Here is a 26,044-nt window from a genome sequence, read left to right as displayed (position 1 = left end):
CCTTGTCTTTAGGCAGCATTCGATACGTAGGGGCGCAAGCGGGCGGATATGGAGCATCAGGCACCACCGTTCTTCATTCGGGGCATCAGCCCCAAGACCAAACTGATCATCTATGGTCTGTTGTCGTTGGCCCTGTTGATCATCGACAGCCGATATCGTGTATTGGACGTAGTCCGGGAGAAAGTATCGGTACTGCTATATCCATTACAGGTCGTGGCGACCACGCCGATCACTGCCGCACATCGACTCTCCGATTTCCTTTCCGACCAAGCACGGCTTCGCTCTGAGAACGAGCGTTTACACAATCAGCAGCTGGAGGCCAATGCTCAGCTGTTGAGAATGCGCGAGTTGCAAGCGGAGAATGATCGGCTGCGCGGGCTGCTGGGCTCAGCTAATCTGCTGCCTGGTCAAACCATGTTTGCTGAAATCCTTTACACAGGACGAGACCCTTTCACACGGAAGGTGATTGTCAACCGAGGCACCCATGATGCTGTCGTGACCGGCCAGCCGGTGATCGACGACGCAGGTGTACTTGGGCAGGTCACGCGCGTCCACGAGTTGGTGAGCGAAGTCACACTGCTGACAGAAAAAGGGCAGCCCGTTCCTGTGCAGATTCAGCGTAACGGCTTGCGGGCGGTGGTGTTCGGCACCGGTCAGGCCACTGAGCTGGAGGTACGGTTCCTGCCATTGAATGCCGATATACAAGTGGGTGACATATTGGTGACTTCCGGTATCGATGGCACCTACCCGCCAGGTTTGCCAGTTGCAATCGTGCAAACTGTCGATAAGAGTGGCGCATCCAATTTTGCCCGTATCGTATGCCGCCCAGCCGGCAATGTCGAAAAGCATCGTTATCTATTGATATTGAAGGAAAAGCGGGATATTCCGCCACCACCTGAGCCCGAGGAGCCTCAGGAAGGCAAGAAAAAGCCACGTCGAGGAGGCCATTGAATGCCGATTTCCATGACACCGCGCCAGATACTCAGACCGGTCAGCAACGGGTGGATCAGTCTGACATTCATCATCGCGTTTACCTTGAATTTCATCCCATGGAATAACAAGGCACTGACCATCCACCCCGACTTCATTCTGCTGTTGTTGATCTACTGGTGTTCACACCAGCCACGCAAGATCGGCCTCAGTTTTGCATTTCTGTTCGGTTTGGTGATGGACATCGCAGATGCCAATGTATTCGGTCAACATGCGCTGGCGTATGTCGTGGTGAGCTTCCTGTCCATCCAGTTCTCACGGCGCCTGTCCATGCAAAACGTCTGGCAGCAGGCCGCTCATGTCTTCATTTTGCTGTTGCTTGCTCAGGTGATGATGGTATTGCTGCGTATGGTCGGTGGCGCCAGCTTCATCGGCCTCGGGTATTTCGTGTCCAGCCTGGCAGGGGCGCTGCTATGGCCATTGTGCGTCAGCGCACTGCAGTTACCCCAACGGCGTGCTGTCAAAGATCGGTATGAATCGTCCAGCAGTACTTAAGGACCGCGCGGGCGAGCGCAACCGGTTCCAGCTTCGCCTGTTGGTGGCGGTGGTGGTGGTATTGGTCGCATTTGGTGGCCTGGTCGCCCGATTCGTCTGGCTGCAGATACTGCAACATGAACACTATCAGACCTTGGCGGAATCGAACCGTATCAGCATCCTGCCAGTGCCCCCGACACGCGGCCTGATCTTTGACCGGAACGGTGTAGTGCTGGCCAACAATTACTCGGCTTACACACTCGAAATCACGCCCAGCAAGGTCAGCAATCTGGATGAGACCATCGACGGACTATCCACCCTGGTTGAGATCACCCCCAAGGATCGAAAACGCTTCAACAAGCTCAAGGACGAGAACAAGCATTTTGCCAGCCTGCCGATCAAAGTCCGCCTGACTGACGAAGAGGTCGCCAAATTTGCTGCCAACCGCTGGCGGTTTCCTGGCGTGGAAATCAACGCTCGCCTATTCCGACAATACCCACAAGGCGAAGTCGGCTCACACTTTCTTGGCTACATCGGGCGGATCAACACCCAAGACCTGGAGCGGATCAAAGCACGGGATGAAGAGCGTGATTACAAGGGCACGGATCATATCGGCAAAGCAGGCGTCGAGCAGAGTTACGAGCGCGAGCTGCATGGCGTGACAGGTTATGCCGAGGTCGAAACCGACGCATCGAACCGTGCAGTGCGCACCTTACGCACCAAAGCCCCGGTTGCAGGCAACAACCTTGTCTTGTCTGTTGACATCGAGCTGCAAAAAGTCGCCGAGAAAGCCTTTGGAAGTCGCCGTGGAGCCTTGGTGGCCATCGAGCCAGAAACAGGGGGCGTACTGGCCTTGGTGTCACAGCCTGGGTATGACCCCAATCTGTTTGTGGACGGCATTGACCCACAGTCGTGGAAAGAGCTGAACGAATCACCAGACCGGCCACTCAACAACCGGGCCTTGCAGGGCACCTACCCGCCAGGCTCAACCTTCAAGCCCTTTATGGCGCTCGCCGCGCTGGAATACAACAAGCGGACACCGCATCAAGCATTCTTCGACCCCGGCTTTTTTGTCCTGGGCACGCACCGCTTCCGGGATGACAAAGCGGGGGGGCACGGCTACGTGGACTTGTACCGCTCCATCGTCGTGTCGTGTGACACCTATTACTACATGCTGGCCAATGACCTGGGCATCGATAACATTGCTCAATTCATGAAACAGTTCAGCTTTGGCCAAAAGACCGGTATCGACATCGAGGGCGAGAAAACAGGCGTCCTACCCTCACGCGAATGGAAAGCCAAACGCTTCAAAAAACGCGAGCAACAGAAATGGCTGCTGGGCGATACCGTGAGCGTCTCGATTGGCCAAGGCTACAACAACTACACCCCCATGCAGCTGGCGCAAGCCACTGCGATACTGGCCAACAACGGCGTCACCTTCAAACCCCATATCGTCCGCTTTGTTGAAAACAGCGTCAGCCAACAGAAAGTCGCGGTCGAACCCAAGCCGATGGCCACGATTCCACTGAAACGTGCCAATCTGGATGTGGTGAAACGTGCCCTGGCCGGCGTCAACACAGACGGAACCGGCGCTACTGTATTCCGTGGCGCACCATACATCGCAGCCGGCAAGACCGGAACAGCTCAGGTATTCAACCTGAAGGGTGCGAAATATATTGCCTCCGCCACCAAAGAGCATCTGCGAGATCACGCCTGGTACATGGTCTTTGCACCACTCGACAAACCGAAGATCGCCCTGGTGGTACTGGTCGAGAATGGCGGGTTTGGTGCGCAAGCCGCCGCCCCGATTGCACGCCAGGTGCTCGATTACTATCTGGCAGGCAAGAAATCGACAGAGCCAGCAGCAGAAGCTGCTGTAGAAAGTGATTGAACCGATGAAGATCGACTTGAAACAGATCTGGAGACGCCTGGTCATGCATCTGGATGGCCCGCTGCTGATCCTGGGCACCATTCTGATTTCAGTCAATCTGGTCGCCTTGTACTCTGCATCCAATCAAAGCACAGACAAAATCATCGCGCAGCTGACCAATATGTCGGTTGCGGTGACCGTCATGTGGGTGGCGGCCAATATCTCACCACAACGGATGATGCTGTTCGCCCCCCCCCTGTATTTGTTAGGCTTCATATTGCTGATTGGCGTTGCCGTGGCTGGAGATGTGGTCAACGGCGCCCGCCGCTGGCTACACATCGGAGTGACCCGCATCCAACCATCCGAAATCATGAAAATTGCCATGCCGATGATGCTGGCCTGGTATTTCGATCGACGAGAAGCCTCCTTGAAAATCAAGGACTTCCTAATTGCAACGATCATCATGTTGCTCCCGGTGGCATTGATTCTGAAACAGCCTGACTTGGGAACCGCCATCCTGGTCGGGGCGGCCAGTTTCTATATCCTGTTCTTGGCTGGTCTGTCCTGGTATGTCGTGCTGGGGTTGGTACTGGCCGGGGTAAGCGGCATCTATTTCGTCACCCATTGGGATCTCTGCATCCAACTGTTCCATGACTACCAATGTCGTCGGGTGGCCACCATGATCGATCCCATGGCCGATCCACTGGGAGATGGCTACCACACGATCCAAGGCACCATTGCAATCGGCTCTGGCGGCATATTTGGCAAAGGCTGGCTTGCCGGCACCCAGACGCACCTGGATTTCATCCCCGAGCGAACCACCGACTTCATCTTCGCCGTTTTTGCAGAGGAATTCGGACTGGTCGGCAATTGCCTATTGTTGATCTTGTATCTGGCTATCATTGGCCGAGGGCTGTACATTTCAGCCCGTGCAGCCAATCTATTCGGTCGATTACTGGCAGGATCAATCGCCCTCAGCTTCTTTACATACGCCTTTGTAAATATGGGAATGGTCTCCGGCATCCTCCCAGTCGTGGGCGTACCCTTACCCATGGTCAGCTATGGTGGAACCGCATTGGTCACGCTGAGCCTGGGTTTTGGCATTCTGATGAGTATCCATTCCCACCGAAAAATGTTGCAAAGCTAGGTAGGATCAGGCCTCCAACGCCATTTAGACATTCACATAAAATCAAACACTTGCCGTATTTGCGCGTTTGTGAAACAATCCTGTCCGTTATTAATCCCTATGATTCTCTTACGGTTTTTCAGTTAGGCTGAAACATCGCTTTGTATGGGCTACCCAGCCTGTTTGTGCTGGAAATCCCGGTACTTCGGTCACGGTGCATCACTGTTTGCACCCTCGTTGACCCGGACACCACCGTCCAACTAATTCGCCAACCAGCTGTATTTTGACGAACGGAGGATTCGCGTGATTGCTCGGACTTTTTTTGCCAAGTTGAAACGCACACCAGCTGAACATTGGTTAAGTTATATCTTGATCTGTTTGGCTGCAGCCTTGATCCAAGCCTGTACAAGCCTGAGTGGCCCAGTGCAGCATCAAGGCAAAACACCGCCCATCGCGGTGACACCCAATGACAACAATGCCAAGCCCCCCACGGTGACGGCTACACAACCAATCAAGCCAGGTAAGAATGGTGGGGCATACTACAAGGATGATGGTCCACCGGACACCATCGCGGTGGATCTGGATCGGATTCCAGAGCCCAAGCCCAAGGATGAGCCACTGCATAAATTCGCCAATCGCCCGTATAACCGCTTTGGCGAAAACTATGTGCCGGATCTGGAACGCAAACCGTACAAGGCACAAGGGACAGCATCCTGGTATGGGCGCAAGTTCCATGGCAAGCGAACCAGCTCGGGCGAGCTTTACGATATGCTGGGACTGAGTGCGGCCCACCCAACACTGCCGATTCCGAGCTATGCCAGGGTCACCAACCTTGAAAACGGTAGATCCATCATTGTCCGGATCAATGACCGTGGCCCTTTCCACAAAGGGCGGCTGATGGATCTCTCGTACGCTGCGGCCCATCGGCTGGGTTATGCGGGCAAGGGCCGTGCCACGGTAGAAGTCGAGGCGATCACCACCGAGCAGATCGCTGAACTGGCCAGCCGGGGGGAATTGCCCCAAGGCCCCGGTGCAAAAGCACCTGCGGACAGTGCCGTGCAGACGACAGTGGCAGCATTGAATGATCCGCCGCCCTTGGAGTCGGGGCCATTGCCCCCTGCCAGCGGCCCAGCTGGTGCGCAACCTGACGACATGGCGACCGCAGCCAATGTCTTTCTACAGGTTGGCGCATTCAAAAACAAAGTCAACGCTGAATCCCTACGGACCAAGCTGTTGACAGGTTGGCAAGAAGCCACGGATGACAAGGTGAACATCGTCTCCAAAGAGGGTGTGTTCCGCCTGCAGATCGGCCCCTATGCTAATGAGCAATTGGCAAAGGAGGCAGGTGAACGGCTGAAGGATCAACTTGCCCTGGGTGGCTTGGTCGTCCGTTGAAACCATGGGTGGGGTTCGCCCCATACCGAATCATTGCTCCCCGCCAGACGCGGTGGGCAGATCATTGGATCGACTCCCCATGGGCCGCAATACGCTGGCTTTGAGCTGGCGTATTGCACTTCCTCATCACCATATCCTGGGCCGGATCGGGCGGCACCTCACCCCGATCCCGTTGCCGCTCAATCCCCTGGTAAGCCGCAACAGCCTTAATTTTGCCTATCCATAATCACTACCTACATTTCCCACATCGCAATACAATGCCTGTTTGTACTTGTGACAAAGCAAACACACGGTGACTGATCACCTGTTTCCCATTCAAAGCAACAGGCCATCACATCACCATACAACAATGTGGACAAATCAAGCAGCGGATCGGTCAGCCCATCCGCTGCCAAGTGGTGTCAACAGATCGAGCAAGACTGCCGGGCCCGAAAGGGGCCTTATCAGGAAAGGCGACATGATGGATGTTGATTGGGGTATGGAGCCAGCTGAACAAGTTGGGATTGACACCGTGATCAAGCAATCGCGTAGATGTGTGGTCTAGCACATGGACAGTCAGATCCAGCGGTCAAACTTCGGTGCCTTGATCAGATCTGCCTACTGGGCAAAACGACTGGCTGAACGTGGTCGGCTGGCGGTGGAATCGGCCAGAGAGTCTGCGCGGCTTCGACTACGACAGATCATGTCGATGCGACCTGTCGTGCTGATTCTGGCAACAATCATCGTGGCTACTTTCTCGATCATGGCGCCGTGGTGGCAGGTTTGCGCCTGGATGGTACCACTGGCGATTGTTTGGTTCTTTGCCCCAGTGGCTTGCAAAAAATTGCTGACACGCATCGAGCAAGGGAACGAACATGAAATCGTATTGGCGCAGCGCAGTTTGCTGATCTTGGCGATCTGCAACGCACTTATAGTCGGCAGTGGTGTTTGGTGGTTGGGGCTGGGCTTACCGGATGAAAAAATCCTCTTCCTGGTCACCCTGTTGCAGAGCATGTATGCCGTCACAGCACTGGTCAACGCCTCCAGCCATTTCCCGACCTCTGCAGTCAGCACCAGTATCAACTTGATGTCTGCCGCCACTTATTGGTTCCACACTGGCTGGAATGGGGCTCCCATCGGTTTCGCCCTAGTGGGGTTACTGGTGCTACTGCTGCGCTTGTCACGACAGATCAAGCAAGCCTTTGATGCGGCGGTCAGCGCGCGCTATGAAAACCAATGCCTGCAAGCTGAGCTTGCCGTTGAAAAACAGCATGCAGCATCTGCCAAGCGGCTGGAGCAGGAAAAACAGAATGCGGAGGCCGCATTACGCCAGGCAGAGCAGGCCAACCTGATGAAAACCCGCTTTCTCGCCGCCGCCAGCCACGATTTGCGACAACCGCTACATGCATTGGTACTGTTCTCAGGCTTATTGGATACCGCCTCGGCAGAACAGCGACAGATCTTTGTGCAACACATTCGACACTCTGCCGACTCGCTGAATCGGCTATTCGGTGGATTACTGGATCTGTCCCGGCTGGATGCCGGTGCCGTTCAAGCCAATTGGGTAGCCACTCGGGTCAAACCCCTGGTTGAAAATATCGTCAGCGAGTATCAGCCCAAAGCCGCGGCCAAACAATTGGCACTCTTGCTGGATGTCGATGATGCCGTGGCCGTAACTGACCCTTTCCTGATCGAACGCGTCCTGCGGAATTTAGTGGACAACGCCATCAAGTACACAGCCGCAGGCAGCGTGACAGTCAGTGCCAAACGCAAAGACCATGAGGTGCGTGTTGCCATTACCGACACCGGCATTGGCATCCGTGAGCAAGACCAACCCTTTGTATTTGATGAATTCTATCAATTGCACAACCCCTCCCGTGACTCCGAAAAAGGCGCGGGGCTCGGGTTATCCATTGTCCGCAGGCTGTGTGATCTGCTGGATCACCGCCTGATTCTGGATTCCAAGCCAGGCCTTGGCACTACCATCGCCGTCAGTATGCCAATGGGACGCCTTGCACAACCGACAATCAGTGATGCGCCAACCATGGCTGAATCCACCGAAAGCTTACGTGGTATGGCAGTGGTCGTGATTGAAGACGACTCTCGTGGCCGGATAGCCATGAAGAGCCTGCTCGACGCCTGGGGCTGTATACCACTGGTGTATGAATCTGCGGCAGAGGCCGTATCCGCCCTTCAGGCAGAAGAAATGAGCCCCGATGTCTTGATAACCGATTTCCGCTTGGCAGACGGCCTGAATGGCTTTGACGCCATCATCTCCCTACGCCAGCTCTTTACCGACTTACCGGCCTCCATCATCACCGGGGAGAGTGAGGCGAACTGGACGCCCACCAGCGCCTTACCAGAGGTACCAGTCTTCCAGAAGCCCGTTTCAGCCGATGTATTGGCCAACTGGCTGGCCAGTGTCCGCTGATCAAGGCAGGCGATACAAATGACAATGCCCCACGAATGGGGCATGGTGAAGGGTTTGCTTGCAAGTACCACTGCCTTGCAACTACAGGGGTCGCCTACTCGAAGCGGATACCTGCTCGGGCTGCCGCATAGACTGCTTCGGTACGATTCCGGGCACCCAGCGCCTTGAATACAGCAGTCAGGTGGGATTTGACCGTTGCTTCTCCGATATCCAGTTCCGTGGCAATGCGTTTGTTGGGCGCACCATGGATCAACAAGCGCAGCACCTCACGTTGCCGGTCGGATAACTCATCCAACGAGCAGTTTTCATCTACTTCATGCTCGATGACTTCAGCAACAGGCTGGCTGACGCGGGCGGCAAGCAGAATGTCTGCGGGCAGATAGATACCGTTCGCCAAGATCAAGCGTAACGCACTCAACATCACATCCGGGCTGGTCGTTTTCGGGATGTACCCCATCGCACCCGCGCCAATGGCCATGTTCACCAAATCAGGGGAGGTTTCGCCTGAGAGGACAACCAGTCGTGCATCGGGATAAGCCATATGCACTGCGTCAACGGCGTCGATCTCGCATTTACCGGGCAACCGCATATCCAGCAAGATAACGTCGATATCCTGCCGCTCACTCGCCAGTTGCTCGGCTTCCTCAACACTTCCGCACTGTGTCACACTCACCTGTTGGTCGAGACTCTGCAGCATGTAGCGCAAGCCTTCCCGGAAAAGGTGATGGTCATCAATCACCAGGATTTTCATGGTAGCTTCCAGTGGCTATTACGTTAGTGTTAAGGGTAACGCTTAATTCGATATTCTGGTAGTCCACCATATGGATGATTTGGCTCCGACATAAGTCGGAACGGCCTTTGATCATGTTCCGACCTTTGCCTGATCCATGGTCGGCAACGTAGTCATTTTTATATATAGCCATATTGAATCATAAAGGCATACCCAGCCCATTGTATCGGTGACTCTGTTTCCGTCGTGTCTATCTGTGGCGTTGTCAATATGATCAATTGGCAAAACACACCGCGCATCGTGACAGCATCAGGTAAAATACATGATCGACTTGTCCGATGCCGTCCCATGCATTTGTTCGCTTTTGGCCTCAATCATCAGACCGCGCCTTTGTCTGTGCGGGAGCGCGTTGCTTTCCCTGCAGAGGGCGTGGCCCTCGCACTGCGAGATCTGATCGCCCGCCCACGCGTATCTGAGGCGGCCATCGTGTCCACCTGTAATCGCACGGAGATCTACTGCAACACTCAGGATCCGGGTGTCGTGGTGGATTGGCTGGCGGGCTACCATGCCTTGCCGATCGGCAAGGTCGAGCCTTATTTGTATCGACTGCCTGAAAGCGAAGCGGTCAGACATGCGTTCCGCGTGGCCTCCGGCCTGGATTCAATGGTACTGGGCGAGGCTCAGATTCTCGGGCAGATGAAAGACGCCGTCCGTGTTGCCGAGCAGGCGGGCACCATGGGCCAACTGCTGAATACCCTCTTCCAGCGCACATTCTCGGTTGCCAAAGAGGTACGCACCCGTACCGAAATCGGCGCCAATTCCGTCTCCATGGCTGCCGCCAGTGTGCGGCTGGCTGAACGTCTGTTCCCAAGCGTATCCCAGACCAATGTCCTGTTCATTGGGGCGGGCGAAATGATCGAGCTGTGTGCGACCTATTTTGCAGCACAGCATCCCAAGTCGATGACTGTTGCCAACCGGACACTGGAGCGTGGCGAAGCGCTGGCCAGCCGTATCGGTGCCAAAGCTGTTTTGTTGTCTGAGTTGCCAGCGGTGTTGCCCGGCCACGATATCGTGGTCACCTCAACGGCCTCGACATTGCCGATTCTAGGCAAGGGCATGGTTGAGCGGGCCATCAAGCAGCGTAAGCACAAACCGATTTTCATGGTCGATCTGGCGGTGCCACGCGATGTCGAGCCGGAAGTCGGTGACATGAATGACGTGTATCTGTACACCGTGGACGATCTGGCGGGTGTAGTACAGGAGGGGCGCGAACGACGGCAGTTGGCGGTCAGCGAGGCAGAAACCATCATCGAGAGCAAGGTCGGGGAATTCATGACCTGGCTGAATACCCGTGAGGTGGTGCCGGTGATCCGTGCGTTACGCGATAAAGCTGAGCGCTTGCGCAGGCTGGAGGTTGAACGCGCACTGAAGCTGCTGGAGAAAGGGGAAGATCCCTGTATGGTCTTGGAGTCCTTGTCCCAAGGGCTCACCAACAAATTGATCCATCCCCCCACCCAAGCGCTCAGCAAGGCCGCAGCCAATGAGCGTGAAGATACTTTGGCGCTCATCACCCGAATCTACGGCGTGCACGATTGAGTCAAACACACCTTGCCTGCAAGGCACACCCAACTTGCCACACCTGACTGTGCAGGTCTGATAGCCCCCTGTGATCCATAGCCGCACAGCGCCTCCCACACCCATTCACAGGTCAGCATGACACACTTGGATCACAATACGTCGTCAACCGATCCACACCGCAGCAGGGCCCATCGCATACCAGGTTCAGCCAACCTTAGTTGACACAAGCCCCGCTTCATTGCAATCCCTCGTGCACTGCGCTTGCGGGCGAGCCTGGTGACTAGATGATTTCGCCCTGCGGAAAATCGGTGCATAATCGCGCCCTTGCCAGAGCTTCAAGAACACCCATGAAACCCAGTATTGCTGCCAAATTAGCCCAATTAGCCGACCGCCTGGATGAGGTCAATCTGCTGCTTGCCAGTGAAGAAGCCACTCGCGATATGGATCAATATCGCAAGCTGAATCGTGAGCATGCCGAGATCACGCCCGTGGTCGAGCTGTATCACGCCTTCCAGCAATGCCAGGCCGATATCGAGACAGCCAAAGAGTTGCTTGATGACCCGGACATGAAGGCGTTTGCAGAAGCGGAGATTGAAGACAATCAAACCAAGCTGGCGCAGCTGGATCGTGAATTGCAAATGCTGCTCTTGCCGCGCGACCCGAACGATGAACGCAACATCTTTCTGGAAATCCGCGCTGGAACCGGTGGCGATGAATCCGCTTTGTTCTCGGCAGACCTGTTCCGCATGTATACCCGCTTTGCCGAACGAAATCGCTGGCAGGTCGAGATCATCTCCGCGAGCGAATCCGATCTGGGCGGGTACAAGGAAGTCATCGCCCGCGTCGTGGGTTTTGGTGCCTATTCCAAACTGAAATTCGAAAGCGGCGGGCATCGTGTGCAGCGGGTGCCTGCCACCGAGACACAAGGCCGCATCCACACCTCAGCCTGCACCGTAGCGGTCATGCCGGAGGCGGATGAAATGGCCGAGGTGGAAATCCGCAGCGAAGACATCCGGGTGGATACTTTCCGCGCCAGTGGCGCAGGTGGTCAGCACATCAACAAGACAGATTCCGCCGTGCGCATCACCCACTTGCCAACCGGCATCGTGGTGGAATGCCAGGACGACCGCTCGCAGCATAAAAACAAAGCACGTGCATTGTCCGTGCTGGCGGCCCGCATCAAAGACAAGGAGCTACGTGAACGCCAGGCCAAAGAGGCCGCGACACGCAAGAGTCTGGTGGGGTCCGGTGATCGCTCGGAACGAATCCGCACTTACAACTTCCCGCAAGGCCGCATGACCGATCACCGCATCAATCTGACACTCTATAAGCTGGACTCGATCATGGATGGCGACCTGTTCGAGCTGACCCAGGCACTGCTCAGCGAGCATCAGGCCGAACAGCTCGCCGCAATGGGTGAAGATTAATCACGCTGCCCTAGCAATGACCGGATGCTCACCCGCCAGCATCCATCGCGTTGCTGGGCCATCCGCACAACATTGATGCGGGCTGGATTGTCTGCTGGCTGGCCTAGGTGAAATGCAGATCACGCAAACCTGTCTGACTCACCCAAAGTTGATTGAAGCAGTGGCCTATGCCGACAGACAAGGCAGCATCGTAGCGCCACCCAGTCAGCCAGCCACTCCCCCTTTCCGCGAGACATCACTGTTCGCTGTATTGTCCACCTGCCACAATCTGACCTGCCCCAGTCCCACATTGGCCATCTGTGGTCGGGCCATTTCACTCCCCCACTTTTGAGCGACGTGGTGCCTATCCCATGCACTGTAAAGCGCTTGTCAGCTCGCGATCGCATATCCAGTGCCGTGGTTATGACGTCATGACCAATACCCACCCTCCCCCCAAGCGACGTATCATCTTTGCCACTAAACTGAATTGACCTTTCAAGCTTTCGGCACCGGCCTTTACAACCCAGCCCATGGGTGTTCAGGATTTTTGATGCGTTCAACTGGTCAAAGGCCATATTGGGCACAGTCATGATCGGATATTGTAAGGATTGGCATGGCAGGCCGACTAACTGCCATTCCGAGCTTCAATACCCACATGACACCCGATCTCAAGGAGAACCCAACATGTTGATCCGGCGCACGACTGACATCCTGCCCAGTGAGATCACCGACAAAGCGCTATACCTGTCACGACGCCAATTCATGACCGTAGCGGGGGTGTCTGGGCTTGCGTTGGCAGGCTTGGCCGAACAGGCTCACGCCAAGTTGGTGACGGCCCCCAGCAAACTGTCGATATCCGACAAGCCCAACAGCAGGCAAGACATCACCAGCTACAACAATTTTTATGAATTCGGCACTGATAAAGGCGACCCAGCCATCCACGCAGGCAAGCTGGTCACCAGGCCCTGGACGATCCGGGTCGAGGGGGAGGTCATGAAGCCCAAGACCTTCGATCTGGACGAGCTGATGAAACTCGCCCCGCTCGAAGAACGCATCTATCGGTTACGTTGCGTGGAAGGCTGGTCGATGGTCATTCCTTGGGTCGGCTACTCACTTTCAGAGATCCTGAAGCGGGTCGAGCCCACCAGCAAGGGCAAATACGTTGAATTCACCACGCTGAAACGCCCAGAGCAGATGCCGGGGCAGCGCAGCGCCACGTTGGACTGGCCCTATACCGAAGGACTGCGGATCGACGAAGCCATGCATCCGCTGACCTTGCTCACACTGGGTCTGTACGGTGAGCTGCTGCCCAATCAGAACGGCGCCCCTGTGCGCATTGCCGTGCCCTGGAAATATGGCTTCAAAAGCGCAAAATCCATCGTCCGCATCCGGCTGGTGGAGAAACAACCCACCAGTAGCTGGATGGCCGCCATTCCCAGCGAGTATGGCTTTTACTCCAACGTCAACCCACAAGTTGACCACCCACGCTGGAGCCAAGCCACCGAGCGCCGTATTGGCGACTTCTTCAAGCGCAAGACATTGATGTTCAATGGTTATGCAGACCAGGTTGCATCAATGTATACCGGGATGGATTTGAGGAAGTTCTTTTAAGCGCCGATCCAAAAAAAACGGGCCTGATCGGCCCGTTGACACACCTGTATCTGCCGTTGTGACCTGGCCAATCTAGCCCTCGCCAGCAAACCCGTCAGCAGTAAAGCTCAGACTCAATACCTTGCCCTTACGACCTCGCTTGCTTTGGCATTGCGCCAGCTCCAGCGCGTCGAATTTCTCAGTGGTGTCCTTGCCGCGCGGGGTTTTGCCGATGATACTCAACGCATGACCAGTGGTGAAGGCCAGATCGAGTAGGCAGTCCTGGTCATCCAGGCTCATGATCTGGACGCCCTTGCCGCCACCCGCCAGTTCTTTCATCTCGTCACGGGTGAACAGCAACAGCCGACCTGTCTTGGAGAGAGCCGCGATGAAGGGTGGCGTATCATCATCGAATGGGAAAGGTGGGAGCAACGTGTCGCCCGCATCCAAGGTGATGTATTGTTTGCCTGCCTTGACCCGGCTGATGAGGCTTTCCAGCTTGGTGGTAAAGCCATAGCCATTGCTGGCGGCCAACAGGTAGCGCTGCTCGCCCTTACCGGCAATGGTCTGCACCACTTTGACACCAGGGGGCAGATCGATCAACGTCGCAATCGGCACCCCATCGCCCCGACCGCCAGGAATCTGTCCGGCCAGCAATGAAAAGACCCGGCCATTGCTGCCGAACAGAATGACTTGCTCGACCGAGCGACATTCCAGCGCAGCAAACAGGCCGTCGCCTTCCTTGAAGCCGAAATTCTGCGGATCGTGGCCGTGGCCCGTCCGTGAGCGTATCCAACCCTTTTTCGAGAGAATGATGGTCAAAGGCTCATCGACCACTTGTTGCACCAAGGTGGCTCGTCCGGTGGTTTCAATCAGCGTGCGGCGGTCGTCGCCAAAGGCTTTGGCATCGGCCTTGATTTCGCTGATGATGAGCTTCTGCATGGCACCACTGTCTGCCAGCAGGTGCTCCAGCTCAGCCTTTTCACCACGCAGTTTTTCCAGCTCCTGCTCGATCTTGATGCCTTCAAGGCGGGCCAACTGGCGTAGGCGGATCTCCAGAATATCCTCAGCCTGCCGGTCAGACAGGCCGAAGGCGGCCACCAGATCGGCTTTGGGGTCGTCCGCATTACGGATGATGCGGATGACCTCATCAATATTGAGGTAGACGATCAGTCGGCCTTCCAGAATGTGGATACGGCTATCGACCTCGCCCAGGCGATGTTGCGTGCGACGGGTGACCGTCTGGAAGCGGAAATCCACCCACTCGCTCAGCACCTGTTTCAGTGATTTCTGTTGCGGGCGCCCATCGATGCCGATCATCACCATGTTGATCGAGCAATTGCCCTCCAGGCTGGTGTGCGTCAACAGCAGATTCATGAATTCGTCTGGATTCTGCCGCGATGACTTGGGCTCGAACACCAACCGCACGGCCTGATCCTTGCCTGATTCATCACGCACGGTATCCAGCTGCGACAATAGCAGCTGCTTGGTCTGCATCTGATCTTGTGTCAGCGCCTTTTTGCCCTTTTTGACCTTGGGGTTGGTCAAATCTTCAATTTCCTCCAGCACCTTTTGCGACGAGGTGTTGGGCGGCAATTCAGTGACCACCACCTGCCATTGCCCGCGCGCCAGGTCCTCCACCTTCCAGCGGGCCCGCACAGTCAGTGAGCCCCGGCCATTTTCATAGGCGGCCTGAATATCCTTGGCAGCAGAAATGATCTGGCCACCACCCGGGAAATCCGGCCCTTGCACGTATTGCAGCAGGTCAGCCGTGGCCAGATCCGGCTTCTTGATCAGTGCGACAGCGGCGTCTGCCACCTCGCGCAGGTTGTGGGATGGAATCTCGGTAGCCATCCCCACCGCAATACCAGAAGCGCCATTCAGCAACACCATCGGCAGCCGTGCAGGCAGTAGCTTGGGCTCTTCGAACGCACCATCATAGTTAGGGATGAAATCAACGGTTCCACGGTCGATTTCCGAAAGCAGCAACTCAGCCAGCTTGGTCAGTCGCGCCTCGGTATAGCGCATGGCGGCTGCGCCGTCGCCATCACGCGAGCCAAAATTACCCTGGCCGTCGATCAAGGGGTAGCGCAGTGAGAAATCCTGCGCCAGACGCACCATGGCGTCATAGGCGGATACATCACTATGTGGGTGATATTTACCCAACACCTCACCGACCACGCGGGCCGATTTTACTGGCTTGGCAGCGGGCGACAGGCCCATTTCATGCATCGCATACAGAATGCGCCGTTGCACGGGCTTCTGACCATCACATACATCTGGCAGCGCACGACCTTTGACCACCGACACCGCATATTCCAGATAAGCGCGTTCGGCATACAGCCCCAGCGGCACTGCATCCTCAGTGAAGTCTGTCAGCGCGGGGGGCGGGCCGTCATGGTTGCCACCTTGGTCACCATCCAGTGGCATTTCTTCAGAGATGGGCTCCTCGGCCTCGTCCAGAACAGGGGTATCAAACAGGTCTTCAGTCAGTTCGTCGTTTTCGTTCATTGTCTTGCTGCGGCGGGTTGGTGTCGGTGGGTTTGGCCAAGTCGTTCTGGGGTGATGGCGGTAAAGGCGTGGCAGGTGCCGACGCCGCTCCGGCGGATCGCCCAGACTTGACTCGCCCCTCGGGGCTGGCTTTACGGATCAAGAGTCGTGACATGATCAGACCACCGGTTGAGATGGCTGCCATTATACCCCCTGTGCCGAGCCAATCATCGAATCCCAGGAGAAATCCTGGGCGAGAGGATATGGCCAATCAGCGGCAACATGGAAACCCATGCGCTGCCCTGTATACCAGATAAGGCGAAAATCCGCGTTGAAATGGCGCGGTGTTCGAGTAAGGCGCTTCATCCAGGTAAAGCGGTGCATTCGCTCGTTCTGATAAATTACCTGCCATTGTGGCGGGGAGAGCAAGGCCGCCATAAGCCAGTGAGCTGCAAAAAGCACCAACCTCCGATTTTCCCTGACAGGCCCTGTGGCCACGCCGCCCCTCGACCCTGCCTACGAAGTGGTCTGCAGCAGCAGCGGCAAACACAGCTCGCAATCCTGGGCGACGATATCGGGCGCGGGCAGATCTGCGCCATATCGCTCAAATCCTGGCTTGGGGGCCACTTTATAACGACCGTCAGGCAACCCATAGTGCAATAGCCATAGCCAAGCCCGATTGCTATCGCCGGGCGGCCCCTGATAGCGCAGGATGGCATAGGTGCCATCGGCAATGGTCTTCAGTGGTGTGCGGGGCGGGGGACAGAAGTCATCTGGCAGTTCGACGCATACATCGTAGCGGCACTTTGCTGGTGGTGTGAAAGTGGGATCGTCCAGCCACATGCCATAGCGGGTCATACCGGACAGCCCATTGGTTTCGATCCAGCTTTCGAGCTGCTGCCATTGCGCCATTACAGGCTCGCCATAGGTGCCGATATGGCGGGTGTAGGCGACTCGTTTGGTGGGCAGGTGGACGATCTTGACTGGCCAGCGGGTTTCTTCATCAATGGCTGCGGCCTCTGTCATGACATTATTTTTTTTTCGCCAGCGTGTGGGTGCCACCCCAAAATATTGGCGGAATGCACGAGAGAAGCCATCAGCGGACTCGAACCCACAGTCGTTGGCAATCACGCCGATATGGTCTGCCGAATACTTCAGCCGTGATGCGCCTGCCTCCAGTCTACGGCGGCGGACGTAGGCATACGGTGATTCGCCAAACCAGTCATGAAACAATCTCAGAAAATGGAACCGTGAAAAATAGGCTTGTTCAGCCAATCGTTCGAGGCTCAGATCCTCTGCAAGGTGGGCATCGACATAGTTGAGGACTTGATTCAGGCGGAATTCGTATTGACCATGCGGGCCGGGCAGGCGGCTCATTACCGTTAATCCTCCGAACAGATCAGGGGGCTTCCACCACCTGAACATACATGACATAAGAATATCGAGCAGCAATTTCAGCCGGGTTTGTCCGTCATGTCAATCACATTGGTCAATCAAATTCAGGTTGGGCTGTGCCATGATCAGCCACTCATCAAATCCTTGACATATAACAGGTTTGGTCTGCGGGTAAGTGGCATGATCATTCGATCATAGGAATATTGCCATATAGGAATTTATTCTCGCAAAAGCAGATATGCCATTTCACGGCTTTCAGACTCGGCTGGCTGGACTTCATGACTTGCGTGGTGTTGGGTTCCAGGCAAGGGATGGTATTGAGCGACATGATGGATCAGGAAACACAAGAGCCCGCAGAGTGAGCTGTCTCAGGTATGTGTGCTCACCGGAGTCTGAAGCGCGATACAGCACCTTCGAGATCCATGGCCAGTGCTTCCAGTTGTTTTGCCGCATCAGCTGTTTGCCGAACCGATCCGTTGTTTGATTCTGTCATCAGCGCAATCCGCTCGACCGAGCGGGCAACATCGCCGCTGGCGGCTCCCTGCTCCTGCAGCGCATTGGAAATATCTTGTACCACGGTCAACACGCGATTCGAGCCCGATTGAATCTGCTGCATGGCTGCCCCTGCCTGGTTCGCCAGCTGTACCCCTTCATCGACCCGTCCCATGCTGGTATCCATGGCCGCCACCGCCACACGCATGCCTGACTGGATTTTCTCAATGGTGGTGGTGATCTCCTGGGTAGACTGCGAAGTACGCTCAGCCAATTTACGCACTTCATCTGCGACCACCGCAAACCCGCGCCCTTGCTCGCCTGCACGGGCCGCTTCTATCGATGCATTCAGTGCCAGCAGATTGGTCTGATCGGCAATTTCCTTGATGACACCGATGATGGAAGAAATCTGCTGTGCATGGCTACCCAATTCATTCACAGCGGCGGCAGTCTCCCTTACTGTACCGGCCAGTTGCTGGATGCCCTCGACAGTGCGTTTGATCACCACATCCCCATCCGTGCAAAGCTGTCCGGATTGGGTCGAGATGTCACGGGCTTGCAATGAGTTATCCGAGACATAATTGATACTGACCGTCAGCTCCTCCATAGAGGCCGCCATGGCGGAGGCCGCACCGGACTGGTCGTGGGTTGCATGTGCCAGATCATGGGATGCCCCCGCGATGTCTCGCGATGCATCGGTCAGCTGCCGGCCTGTCTGCTGGATCTGTGAAATGATGGTTCGCAGCCCCTGTTGCATGTCATGCATGGCTTGGAAAACCTGGCCTATCTCGTCGTCCCGATCTGCCCGGATGTCTGCCACGAGATTACCATCTGCCGTCTGCCGCGCAATCCGTGCGGCGTGCCCCAGGCGCTTAGCAATGCCCCTTGATAGGGTGATGCCGATCGCTAAGCCCAGTAGCAGCGCCACGACACTACCAATCGCGAGCATCGATGTTGTGCGACCGCTGACACGATCCGCTGCGGCTTTGTTTTCCTCCAGAATGCGGCGTTCGGCATCGGCAATTTCAGCCAGCTTGGCACGAATCGCGTCCATTTGTGGTTTGCTGTTGCCGGTGCTGATGTTGGACACCAGCTCATCCATGGCTGCAGCACCGGTGGTGACTTTTTCACGTAGCTCGATGAATGGCTTGACTGACTCGCTTTGCCACTGTTTGATCAAGCCATTCATTGCGTCCAGCCGGCTCAATTGCTCGGGCTGCTCCGCCAGTAGCTGCTTGAGTTTGTCTGCATGTTGTTGAACGGTTGCCATCCCTTTGTCAACCGGCTCTTTGACAGTATTCAGCCCAGTCAAGGCAAAGCCACGGACAGCTGATTCAGCATCGAGCAGTCCCAATTGCATCTGCTCGACTGATGCAATCACCTCCAAGGTGTGCTCGTTGCGATCAATAGCCTTGTTCATCAACTGTAGATTGGTCAAGGTGATGAGAACCAGCACGGCCACAACAGCCAGGATGCCGGCAAATCCAAAAAACAGCTTCTGAGCAATACTGAGATGGCGCATCGAGGACTCCACAACGGGTGGCGCCTCACATGAAGAAGCGCATTGGAATTCGCTCTACAAGATCTACTGACAGCAGGGCAGAGCCTGTCACTCTTCCCAGTCTAGGTGCTATAGGGGTGAATTCAAGTATCCTGCCCCATGGCGTATGTCAATGGAGCCCAGGTCTGCTGGTGTGATTAGCTCGTGCCAATGATGAGCCCGCCGTGACGAGCAGACCAGCTTGCTGCCGCTTACATGGCACATGAGCCCATGTCATTACGCGTTGTTCGATCTGATTTCGTCAGAAGGGTTGGATTTGCAATCGGCACATTGACCGTACAACGTCAGCTCATGCCGCTCGACCGTGAATCCTTTGGGTGCCAGGTTATTCATATTGCCTGGGCACCCAGCGACATCAAATACCCGCTTGCAAGCGACACACTGAAAATGGTGGTGATGGGCGTGACCAGTGGATTCATATCGCGGGCTGTCACCAGGCAACACAACGACCTGGACAGAGCCTTCATCGACCAATAGCTTCAGGTTCCGATAGATAGTGGCAATACCAATGGCTGCGCCCGCTTCCTTGGCGCTTTCCAGAATCTCCTGCGGGGACAGAGGCCGGTGTGCGTTGTCAATGACGGACGCAATAGCCGTGCGTTGTCGGGTGGATCGTTCCATGGCGTGATACCTGCTTCATCAATATTACAGACAGAAAACAGATGTAATGATACTGGGGTGTCAGGGGTTATGTCGCGTCCGAACGCTTCAAATATCAAGGTTGGGCCACCCTGGCCAACATCACATCGCTTCCCTCCACTTATATCGGTCACCTGCCCTCTCATATATATGACGGCCTGCATTACGCAGCATGTGGTCGCCGGGCCAAGGTGTGTTCTCCGTATGGTCTGCTTCAGAGCGATATGCGGCATTTCCAACCACCCTCCACCATGTTTTGCCGGCACCGATTGATATGGCGGCATTGAGATGGGGTGAGCCTTGGCGGGTGGTACTGAAACGCTCACACTTGATTTGATAATGATAGATCATTATCATTAGTAGCTTCCATGACGGATGCCTAGCACGCTGTTTGAAACAGCCTGTGTTGTCGCTGTTCCGTGCATTGGATGCAAAGCACATGTGAGGGGAATGCGTCTGTTATTGGGCTGTTCCGTTTTTTGTGACTCTTGAATCGACTGACACGTTATGAATTGCCGAATCAATCTTGTTGTTCCCCTTCGCATGCAGATACTGGCACAAGCCGTTGCCATGGCCTGCCTGCTTCCTTCCACGTTTGTGCTGGCCAATACAGATCCACCTCCAGTCCAAACTGTGTTCGAGCCCATCGTAGTCAAGGCCAGCGCCAAGCGCAGCTTGCCACTGGATGAGTCTGCAGCAGCGGCATCACGGCTTGGACTGAGTGTGCGGGAAACACCCGCCTCGGTCGAAGTCATCGGCCAGGAATTGATAGAGCAGCGAGGTGCCAGGACATTGGAAGAGGCGTTGCGGGGTGCAGTTGGCATCAGCGTCGGCGGCAACCCGACCTCACCCGGCATTGCATCCACCCGTGGTTTCTCTGGTGGCTTTCTGACTTATCTGTACGACGGCATGCGGGTTTCGACACCGACCATGTCCAATCGACCACAGGACAGCTGGAATTACGAACGGATCGAGGTGTTGAAAGGGCCAGCCTCGGTGCTGTATGGCGAAGGCGGCATCGGCGGGGCGGTCAATTTTGTCACCAAACAACCAGACGCCAATAACCCTGGCTTCGAAGCGCTGTTGTCTTATGGCAGCTTCAACACTTCCCGCATGGGGGCCGGTACCGGTGGCGCATTGGGCGAGCATGCTGCCTATCGGATCGACTTCAGCCATCAGCAGTCGGACGGATATGCCGAGCGCGGCAAACAGAAGCTCGATCACCTGACCACAGGGATTGCTGTTGATCTGGCTCCTCGCGTCAAGCTCAATCTATCTCTCGACTATCTGCAAGATGACGGCAAGGCCTATAACGGTACGCCGCTGGTGCCAAGCGCTTTCGCAGAAGGCAATGCGACCAGCGTGGTGCGGGCCACCGATGGCCGGGTGATCGATTCACGCATGGTGGGCAAGAACTACAATGTGTCTGATGGCCGGATGGACGCCAACAGCCTGTCGGCACGTGCGCGGTTGAATTGGCAGCTGTCCGATACCTGGAAGCTGCGTAACGAGCTGAGTCATTACCAGGCAGACCGACGCTGGCGCAATGCCGAGCAGGCTGTTTTCAACAAGACGACCAGTCTGCTGGATCGAGATCAAGTCGATGTCGCACATGATCATCAGGTCTGGGCCAACCGACTCGACCTCAGCCATGAAGGGAAGCTGGGCGAGCTTGGCAACCGCTTCATCGCTGGTTTGGAATACGCCCATACCGATTTCTCGACCCAACGTCGTTTTTCCAATGGCCTGGTGGCGGCCCCGGTTGATCCTTTGAACCCAGTCGTGGGTACTTACGACGACAATCCGGCGTTGACTGTCGGGGCGGGTAACCGCACCGATCTGACGACAAAAGCACCGGTCGCCTCGCTTTTTGCAGAAAATGCACTCAAGCTGATGCCATCATTGACGCTGGTGGCTGGCTTTCGCCATGACCATATCCGCCTGGATCGGACGATTGCTGATCTCAATACCGGCAGCCAAGTCGCTTTCAGCAAGTCTTACAACGCCAATTCGTTCCGGCTGGGTGCGGTCTATGATCTCTCCAAAGCAACGACGCTCTATGCCCAGCTTGCCGACGCGGCAGCACCGGTTGGAACCTCCAACCTACTGTTGTTATCTGCCGCCAATGCCAATTTCCCACTCACGCGCGGCAGGCAGATCGAGGCGGGCATCAAACAGACGCTGCCAGAGGCAAGGCTTGACTGGACTGCTGCCATTTATCGCATCGTGCAAAGCAATGTGCTGTCCCGCGATGCGGCCAAGCCATCACTGACCGTCAACAACGGTCAGGTTTCATCAAAGGGTGTCGAGCTGGCTGCCGCTTGGCGGGCATCGCGGGATCTGACCTTGCTGGGCAATCTGGCCATATTGGATGCGCAGTTCGACACCCTGACCGAAGCAGGCGGCGTATCGCGTATAGGCAATGTCCCCGTCCATGTGCCCAAACGCACGGCGAATCTATGGATGGATTACCGCTTTGCAGAGACACCTTGGTCAGTTGGCGGCGGCCTGAGCCATGTCGGTGCCATGTATACCGACAATGCCAATACGGTGCGCATCAATGGCTACACCTTGGCTGATGCCTATGTCAGCTACCGCCTGCCTCATGCGTTGATCACCCTGCGTGGGCGGAACCTGGGTGACAAGCTGTATGCCACCTGGAGCGGCGCCAGCGCTACCAATCAGGTCATACTGGGCTCGCCACGCAGTGTCGATCTCAGCGTGAAATTCCACTTCTGAGCCTATAACACCCACGCCCGCCATGGACAAGCCATTCAAACCGATCGCCACCGAGCAGCGCATCGCCTTGTTGGATTGCGTGCGTGGGTTCTCGCTGGCCGGCATTTGTCTGGCGAATCTGGTCAGTTTCGCCGGCTTATATGTGATGACAGCGGATCAGATCCTGGCTCTGCCCTGGCCTGTCGCTGATCGTATCGCCTTGTTCCTGATCGATTGCTTCATCGAGGGCAAGTTCTACACCTTGTTCTCGCTGTTGTTTGGCATCGGCTTTGGGCTGCAGTCCGCTCGGGCTGCCCACCATCCAAGATCGTTTGCCGTGTTCTGGCTGCGACGCATGGCGGTGCTGTGCATGTTTGGTCTGATCCATATGTTTGTGATCTGGTATGGCGACATACTGACCTTATACAGCCTGATGGGGCTGATGCTACTGGCCTTTCGCAACACCTCATCGGCATGGTTGCTGCGCTGGGTCGGCATACTGCTGCTGATGCCGCTGTTGATCCAGCTGGTGTGGTTCCAGACGACAGATCACCCGTTCTGGCAATCGCTCGCCGTGGTCAAGACCCGTTTGCAGGCCCAATGGGGCTATATGGGATGGACACTGTTCGACATGCGCAGCTCGAATCATGTCGTCGATATCCTGGCCTCCAACGTGCTGAATGCCGTCACCCGCCCGATGGCGTATCTGCAGTCTGGTCGGCCTTTTCAAGTATTGGGGCAGTTCCTGCTGGGTTACTGGCTTGCCCGCGAGATACTGCCGCGCTTGCCCGACCTCCACCCGACTCTGAATAAGCTGGCATGGCCTACTGCCATCATTGGCCTGAGCTGCAGTGCAATCTATGCCTTGATCAAGGCGCAGACCGGGCTACCTCAATCCACCGGGCTGGTGGGTTTGGCCCAGTCGCTGGTGTATCACCTTGGCTGCACGACACTCGCACTGTACTACCTGATCTTGATCGAGCGCGGAAGCCGTTCGACCGCCTGGCAAAGCCGACTGCAATGGCTGCAGCCATTGGGCCGAGTGCCATTGACGAACTACATCGGACAAAGCTGTATTGCACTGTGGGTGTTCTATGGCTATGGATTGGCGTGGATGGGTCGGCTCCCCTTTGTGGCGCTGATTCCGCTGATGGTGGCGATCATCCTGCTGCAGCGCACAGCGAGCCACCAATGGCTGCGCCATCAGCCGCAAGGCCCGTTGGAGCGGTTGTGGCGTGCCTTTTCCTATCCCAGACCCTTGTTTGCTCAACCATGAAAGCACTATTCCCATGATCCACAGCGGAATCTGCCACGGCACCCTTGGCGAGCTTTTTCAGGGCCCATATATCCAAAATGACAAGCTGCATATCGGCGTGATTTCGTTGCCGATCAAGAAATACAGCAGTATGCATTTTGAACTGGGCATTAATGGGGACATCGGCACCGACCTACCGGAGAAGGAAAAATGCCAGCGCGCTGTCGATATCTATCTGGCACGGCATCAGCTCAACCTGCCACAAGGCAGATGGAGCCATGATTCGGAGCTGATTCAGGGCAAAGGCATGGCCAGCTCGACTGCGGACATGGTGGCCACCATACGCTGCCTGGACAGCCTGTTTGCCATTTCCTCGTCAGCAGAAACGATCTCATCGATTCTGCGTGAGGTCGAACGCTCCGATAGCGTGTTCCTTGACCACTATGCGTTGTATCTCAGCGATCAGCAGCAAGTGATCAATGGCTTTGGCAACGAACCGGTCTTCCACGCCTGCTATATCGACGAGGGCGATATCGTTGATACCGAACAGGCTGGCAAGCCGCTACTGGCTTATTACGCACGCGAGTGGCCCGCTTATGCCAGGAACCTCGATCACATGATCCAGGCTTTTCTGCAACAGGATCTGCCTGCCATTGCCCGTTGCGCAACAACGAGCGCTTTGCTGTCGCAAGGCGTGATCCCCAAGCGCCATCTGGACACTTTACTGGACATGCAAGCTCACTTCAGGGCGGATGGCATTGTGGTGGCCCACACCGGCAGCCTGCTGGGTTACTTGTTCATCCGCAGACCTGGCTGTCGGGAAATGGGTGAGCTGGCCGCTTTCTTCCGCAGCCTCGGTTACCAATGCCGTTTTGCACAGACGGGGTTCTAGACATGTTTGATCATATAGCCGATGCCATCAAAACGCCCGCACTGATCCGCCTGGGGGACAACCTATATGTCGCCCGGTTCGAGACCATGAAGGTATATTCGACCCTGGTGGCCGTGGAGCGCCTGATGCAGACAGGGGTGGTGAAGCCGGGCGATACGCTGCTCGACAGCTCCAGCGGCATCTATGCCTATGCGCTGGCCTTGGCCTGCCATAAATTTGGCATGCGGTGCCACATCATCGCCTCCAAGACTGTCGAAAAGACATTGATGACCCAATTGCAGATTCTAGGTGCGACTGTGGAGCAAGTGCCCCCCTCAGCCACGCTGAAGCTGGATCAAAGCCAACGGGTGGCCAGAATCAAGACCTTGTTGGCCAGCAACCCTGAGATCCACTGGATGCGGCAATACCACGACGACATCCACTATGCTGGTTATGAGCCGGTTGCCGAGCTGATCCAGGCATCGCTCGGTACCAAGCGGTTGAGCGTGGTCGGCGGCGTGGGCTCCGGCTGCTCGACTGGCGGCTTGATCCAGGCCCTGCGGCGGACAAACGACGATGTTGAGTTGATCGGCGTGCAACCTTTTGGCAGCATGACTTTTCACTGCGAACACATCGAGGACCCCGGCATCATCATTGCTGGTATCGGCACCTCGATTCCATTTCGTAATGTGCGGCACGCCTTATACGACCAGATTCACTGGGTTTCGTTTGATCATGGCTTGGCAGGCTCGGTGGCGCTGCTGCGCAATCACGCGATCTTTGCCGGCTTGTCCAGCGGCTGCTGTCACCTGGTGGCATGGCATGAAGCCCTACGTCGCCCTGAGCAGACGGTACTGTTCATTGCGCCGGATACCGGCCACCGCTATGTCGATGGGGTGTACGCCCACCATCGCGATGCCCGTGACATGCGGACGCTGGCCCCCAAACGCATCACCCGTACTGACGAACTGGCTCTGCCCTGGTCCGCCATGGCCTGGTGCCGGCGACCACCCCAAACGATTCAACTGACTGATGACTGACAAGGAGCGTTGAA

Annotated in this window: 21 protein-coding genes; 15 read left to right on the top strand and 6 right to left on the bottom strand. The window is 56.1% G+C overall.

The genetic code is table 11. The features are described from left to right. Positions 1–48: 48 nt before the first annotated feature. From mreC to HNQ59_RS06045, 7 genes are all read left to right on the top strand, one after another. Positions 49–951: a rod shape-determining protein MreC gene (mreC, locus tag HNQ59_RS06070; RefSeq protein WP_184036534.1), complete on the top strand. Its 903-nt coding sequence runs from the start codon at positions 49–51 to the stop codon at positions 949–951. After that, positions 952–1,485 carry a rod shape-determining protein MreD gene (gene mreD / locus HNQ59_RS06065; protein ID WP_184036532.1) on the top strand — a complete coding sequence of 178 codons (534 nt, stop codon included), beginning with the start codon at positions 952–954 and terminating at the stop codon, positions 1,483–1,485. Beyond that, positions 1,463–3,355, top strand: coding sequence for a penicillin-binding protein 2 (mrdA, locus tag HNQ59_RS06060; protein ID WP_184036530.1), 1,893 nt, complete (start codon positions 1,463–1,465; stop codon positions 3,353–3,355). The genes mreD and mrdA overlap by 23 nt, the downstream gene beginning before the upstream one ends. A gap of 4 nt (positions 3,356–3,359) precedes the next feature. Beyond that, positions 3,360–4,481, top strand: a complete 1,122-nt coding sequence (rodA, locus tag HNQ59_RS06055; RefSeq protein WP_184036528.1) for a rod shape-determining protein RodA — start codon at positions 3,360–3,362, stop codon at positions 4,479–4,481. Between the two features lie 282 nt (positions 4,482–4,763). Then, positions 4,764–5,855 carry a septal ring lytic transglycosylase RlpA family protein gene (locus HNQ59_RS06050; protein ID WP_184036526.1) on the top strand — a complete coding sequence of 364 codons (1,092 nt, stop codon included), beginning with the start codon at positions 4,764–4,766 and terminating at the stop codon, positions 5,853–5,855. 79 nt (positions 5,856–5,934) lie between these two features. Continuing rightward, positions 5,935–6,081, top strand: a complete 147-nt coding sequence (locus HNQ59_RS19490) for a hypothetical protein (RefSeq protein WP_221320191.1) — start codon at positions 5,935–5,937, stop codon at positions 6,079–6,081. Between the two features lie 321 nt (positions 6,082–6,402). Then, positions 6,403–8,265: a hybrid sensor histidine kinase/response regulator gene (locus tag HNQ59_RS06045; protein WP_184036524.1), complete on the top strand. Its 1,863-nt coding sequence runs from the start codon at positions 6,403–6,405 to the stop codon at positions 8,263–8,265. A 94-nt stretch (positions 8,266–8,359) separates the two neighbouring features. On the opposite strand, the gene HNQ59_RS06040 is transcribed toward HNQ59_RS06045, so the two are convergent. Beyond that, the gene (locus tag HNQ59_RS06040) at positions 8,360–9,016 is read right to left on the bottom strand and encodes a response regulator (RefSeq protein WP_184036522.1); all 657 of its coding nucleotides are present in this window, start codon (positions 9,014–9,016) and stop codon (positions 8,360–8,362) included. Positions 9,017–9,343: 327 nt separating this feature from the next. On the opposite strand from HNQ59_RS06040, the gene hemA reads away from it, so the two are divergent. From hemA to msrP, 4 genes are all read left to right on the top strand, one after another. Next, positions 9,344–10,591 (top strand): glutamyl-tRNA reductase, encoded by a 1,248-nt coding sequence (hemA, locus tag HNQ59_RS06035; protein ID WP_184036520.1) that lies wholly within the window; start codon positions 9,344–9,346, stop codon positions 10,589–10,591. Positions 10,592–10,920: 329 nt separating this feature from the next. Then, positions 10,921–12,000, top strand: a complete 1,080-nt coding sequence (gene prfA / locus HNQ59_RS06030) for a peptide chain release factor 1 (RefSeq protein ID WP_184036518.1) — start codon at positions 10,921–10,923, stop codon at positions 11,998–12,000. Between the two features lie 112 nt (positions 12,001–12,112). After that, positions 12,113–12,331 carry a hypothetical protein gene (locus tag HNQ59_RS06025; RefSeq protein ID WP_184036515.1) on the top strand — a complete coding sequence of 73 codons (219 nt, stop codon included), beginning with the start codon at positions 12,113–12,115 and terminating at the stop codon, positions 12,329–12,331. 332 nt (positions 12,332–12,663) lie between these two features. Beyond that, positions 12,664–13,590 (top strand): protein-methionine-sulfoxide reductase catalytic subunit MsrP, encoded by a 927-nt coding sequence (gene msrP, locus HNQ59_RS06020; protein WP_184036512.1) that lies wholly within the window; start codon positions 12,664–12,666, stop codon positions 13,588–13,590. 72 nt (positions 13,591–13,662) lie between these two features. On the opposite strand, the gene parC is transcribed toward msrP, so the two are convergent. From parC to HNQ59_RS05995, 5 genes are all read right to left on the bottom strand, one after another. Further along, positions 13,663–15,999, bottom strand: coding sequence for a DNA topoisomerase IV subunit A (parC, locus tag HNQ59_RS06015; RefSeq protein ID WP_184036795.1), 2,337 nt, complete (start codon positions 15,997–15,999; stop codon positions 13,663–13,665). Between the two features lie 55 nt (positions 16,000–16,054). Next, entirely contained in the window at positions 16,055–16,234 is a 180-nt protein-coding gene (locus HNQ59_RS06010) for a hypothetical protein (protein ID WP_184036510.1), read from the bottom strand. 341 nt (positions 16,235–16,575) lie between these two features. After that, complete coding sequence (locus tag HNQ59_RS06005) at positions 16,576–17,436, bottom strand: AraC family transcriptional regulator (RefSeq protein WP_184036508.1); 861 nt, start codon at positions 17,434–17,436, stop codon at positions 16,576–16,578. A gap of 400 nt (positions 17,437–17,836) precedes the next feature. Next, positions 17,837–19,468 carry a methyl-accepting chemotaxis protein gene (locus tag HNQ59_RS06000; protein WP_184036507.1) on the bottom strand — a complete coding sequence of 544 codons (1,632 nt, stop codon included), beginning with the start codon at positions 19,466–19,468 and terminating at the stop codon, positions 17,837–17,839. Positions 19,469–19,723: 255 nt separating this feature from the next. Then, complete coding sequence (locus HNQ59_RS05995; RefSeq protein WP_184036504.1) at positions 19,724–20,128, bottom strand: Fur family transcriptional regulator; 405 nt, start codon at positions 20,126–20,128, stop codon at positions 19,724–19,726. Between the two features lie 561 nt (positions 20,129–20,689). On the opposite strand from HNQ59_RS05995, the gene HNQ59_RS05990 reads away from it, so the two are divergent. Genes HNQ59_RS05990 through HNQ59_RS05975 form a run of 4 tightly spaced genes read left to right on the top strand, consistent with a single transcriptional unit; the run spans position 20,690 to position 26,030 of the window. Continuing rightward, entirely contained in the window at positions 20,690–22,885 is a 2,196-nt protein-coding gene (locus HNQ59_RS05990) for a TonB-dependent receptor (RefSeq protein WP_246490872.1), read from the top strand. Between the two features lie 22 nt (positions 22,886–22,907). Continuing rightward, positions 22,908–24,140: a DUF418 domain-containing protein gene (locus HNQ59_RS05985; protein ID WP_184036501.1), complete on the top strand. Its 1,233-nt coding sequence runs from the start codon at positions 22,908–22,910 to the stop codon at positions 24,138–24,140. 13 nt (positions 24,141–24,153) lie between these two features. Continuing rightward, entirely contained in the window at positions 24,154–25,011 is an 858-nt protein-coding gene (locus HNQ59_RS05980) for a GHMP family kinase ATP-binding protein (RefSeq protein WP_184036498.1), read from the top strand. A gap of 2 nt (positions 25,012–25,013) precedes the next feature. Then, the gene (locus tag HNQ59_RS05975) at positions 25,014–26,030 is read left to right on the top strand and encodes a pyridoxal-phosphate dependent enzyme (RefSeq protein ID WP_184036495.1); all 1,017 of its coding nucleotides are present in this window, start codon (positions 25,014–25,016) and stop codon (positions 26,028–26,030) included. The last annotated feature ends 14 nt before the right edge of the window (positions 26,031–26,044 follow it).

This window comes from Chitinivorax tropicus, assembly GCF_014202905.1.
GTDB classification, from domain to species: domain Bacteria; phylum Pseudomonadota; class Gammaproteobacteria; order Burkholderiales; family SCOH01; genus Chitinivorax; species Chitinivorax tropicus.
The sequence above is the reverse complement of the archived record's forward strand: the minus strand, read 5'-3'. Positions and strand labels throughout refer to the sequence as shown.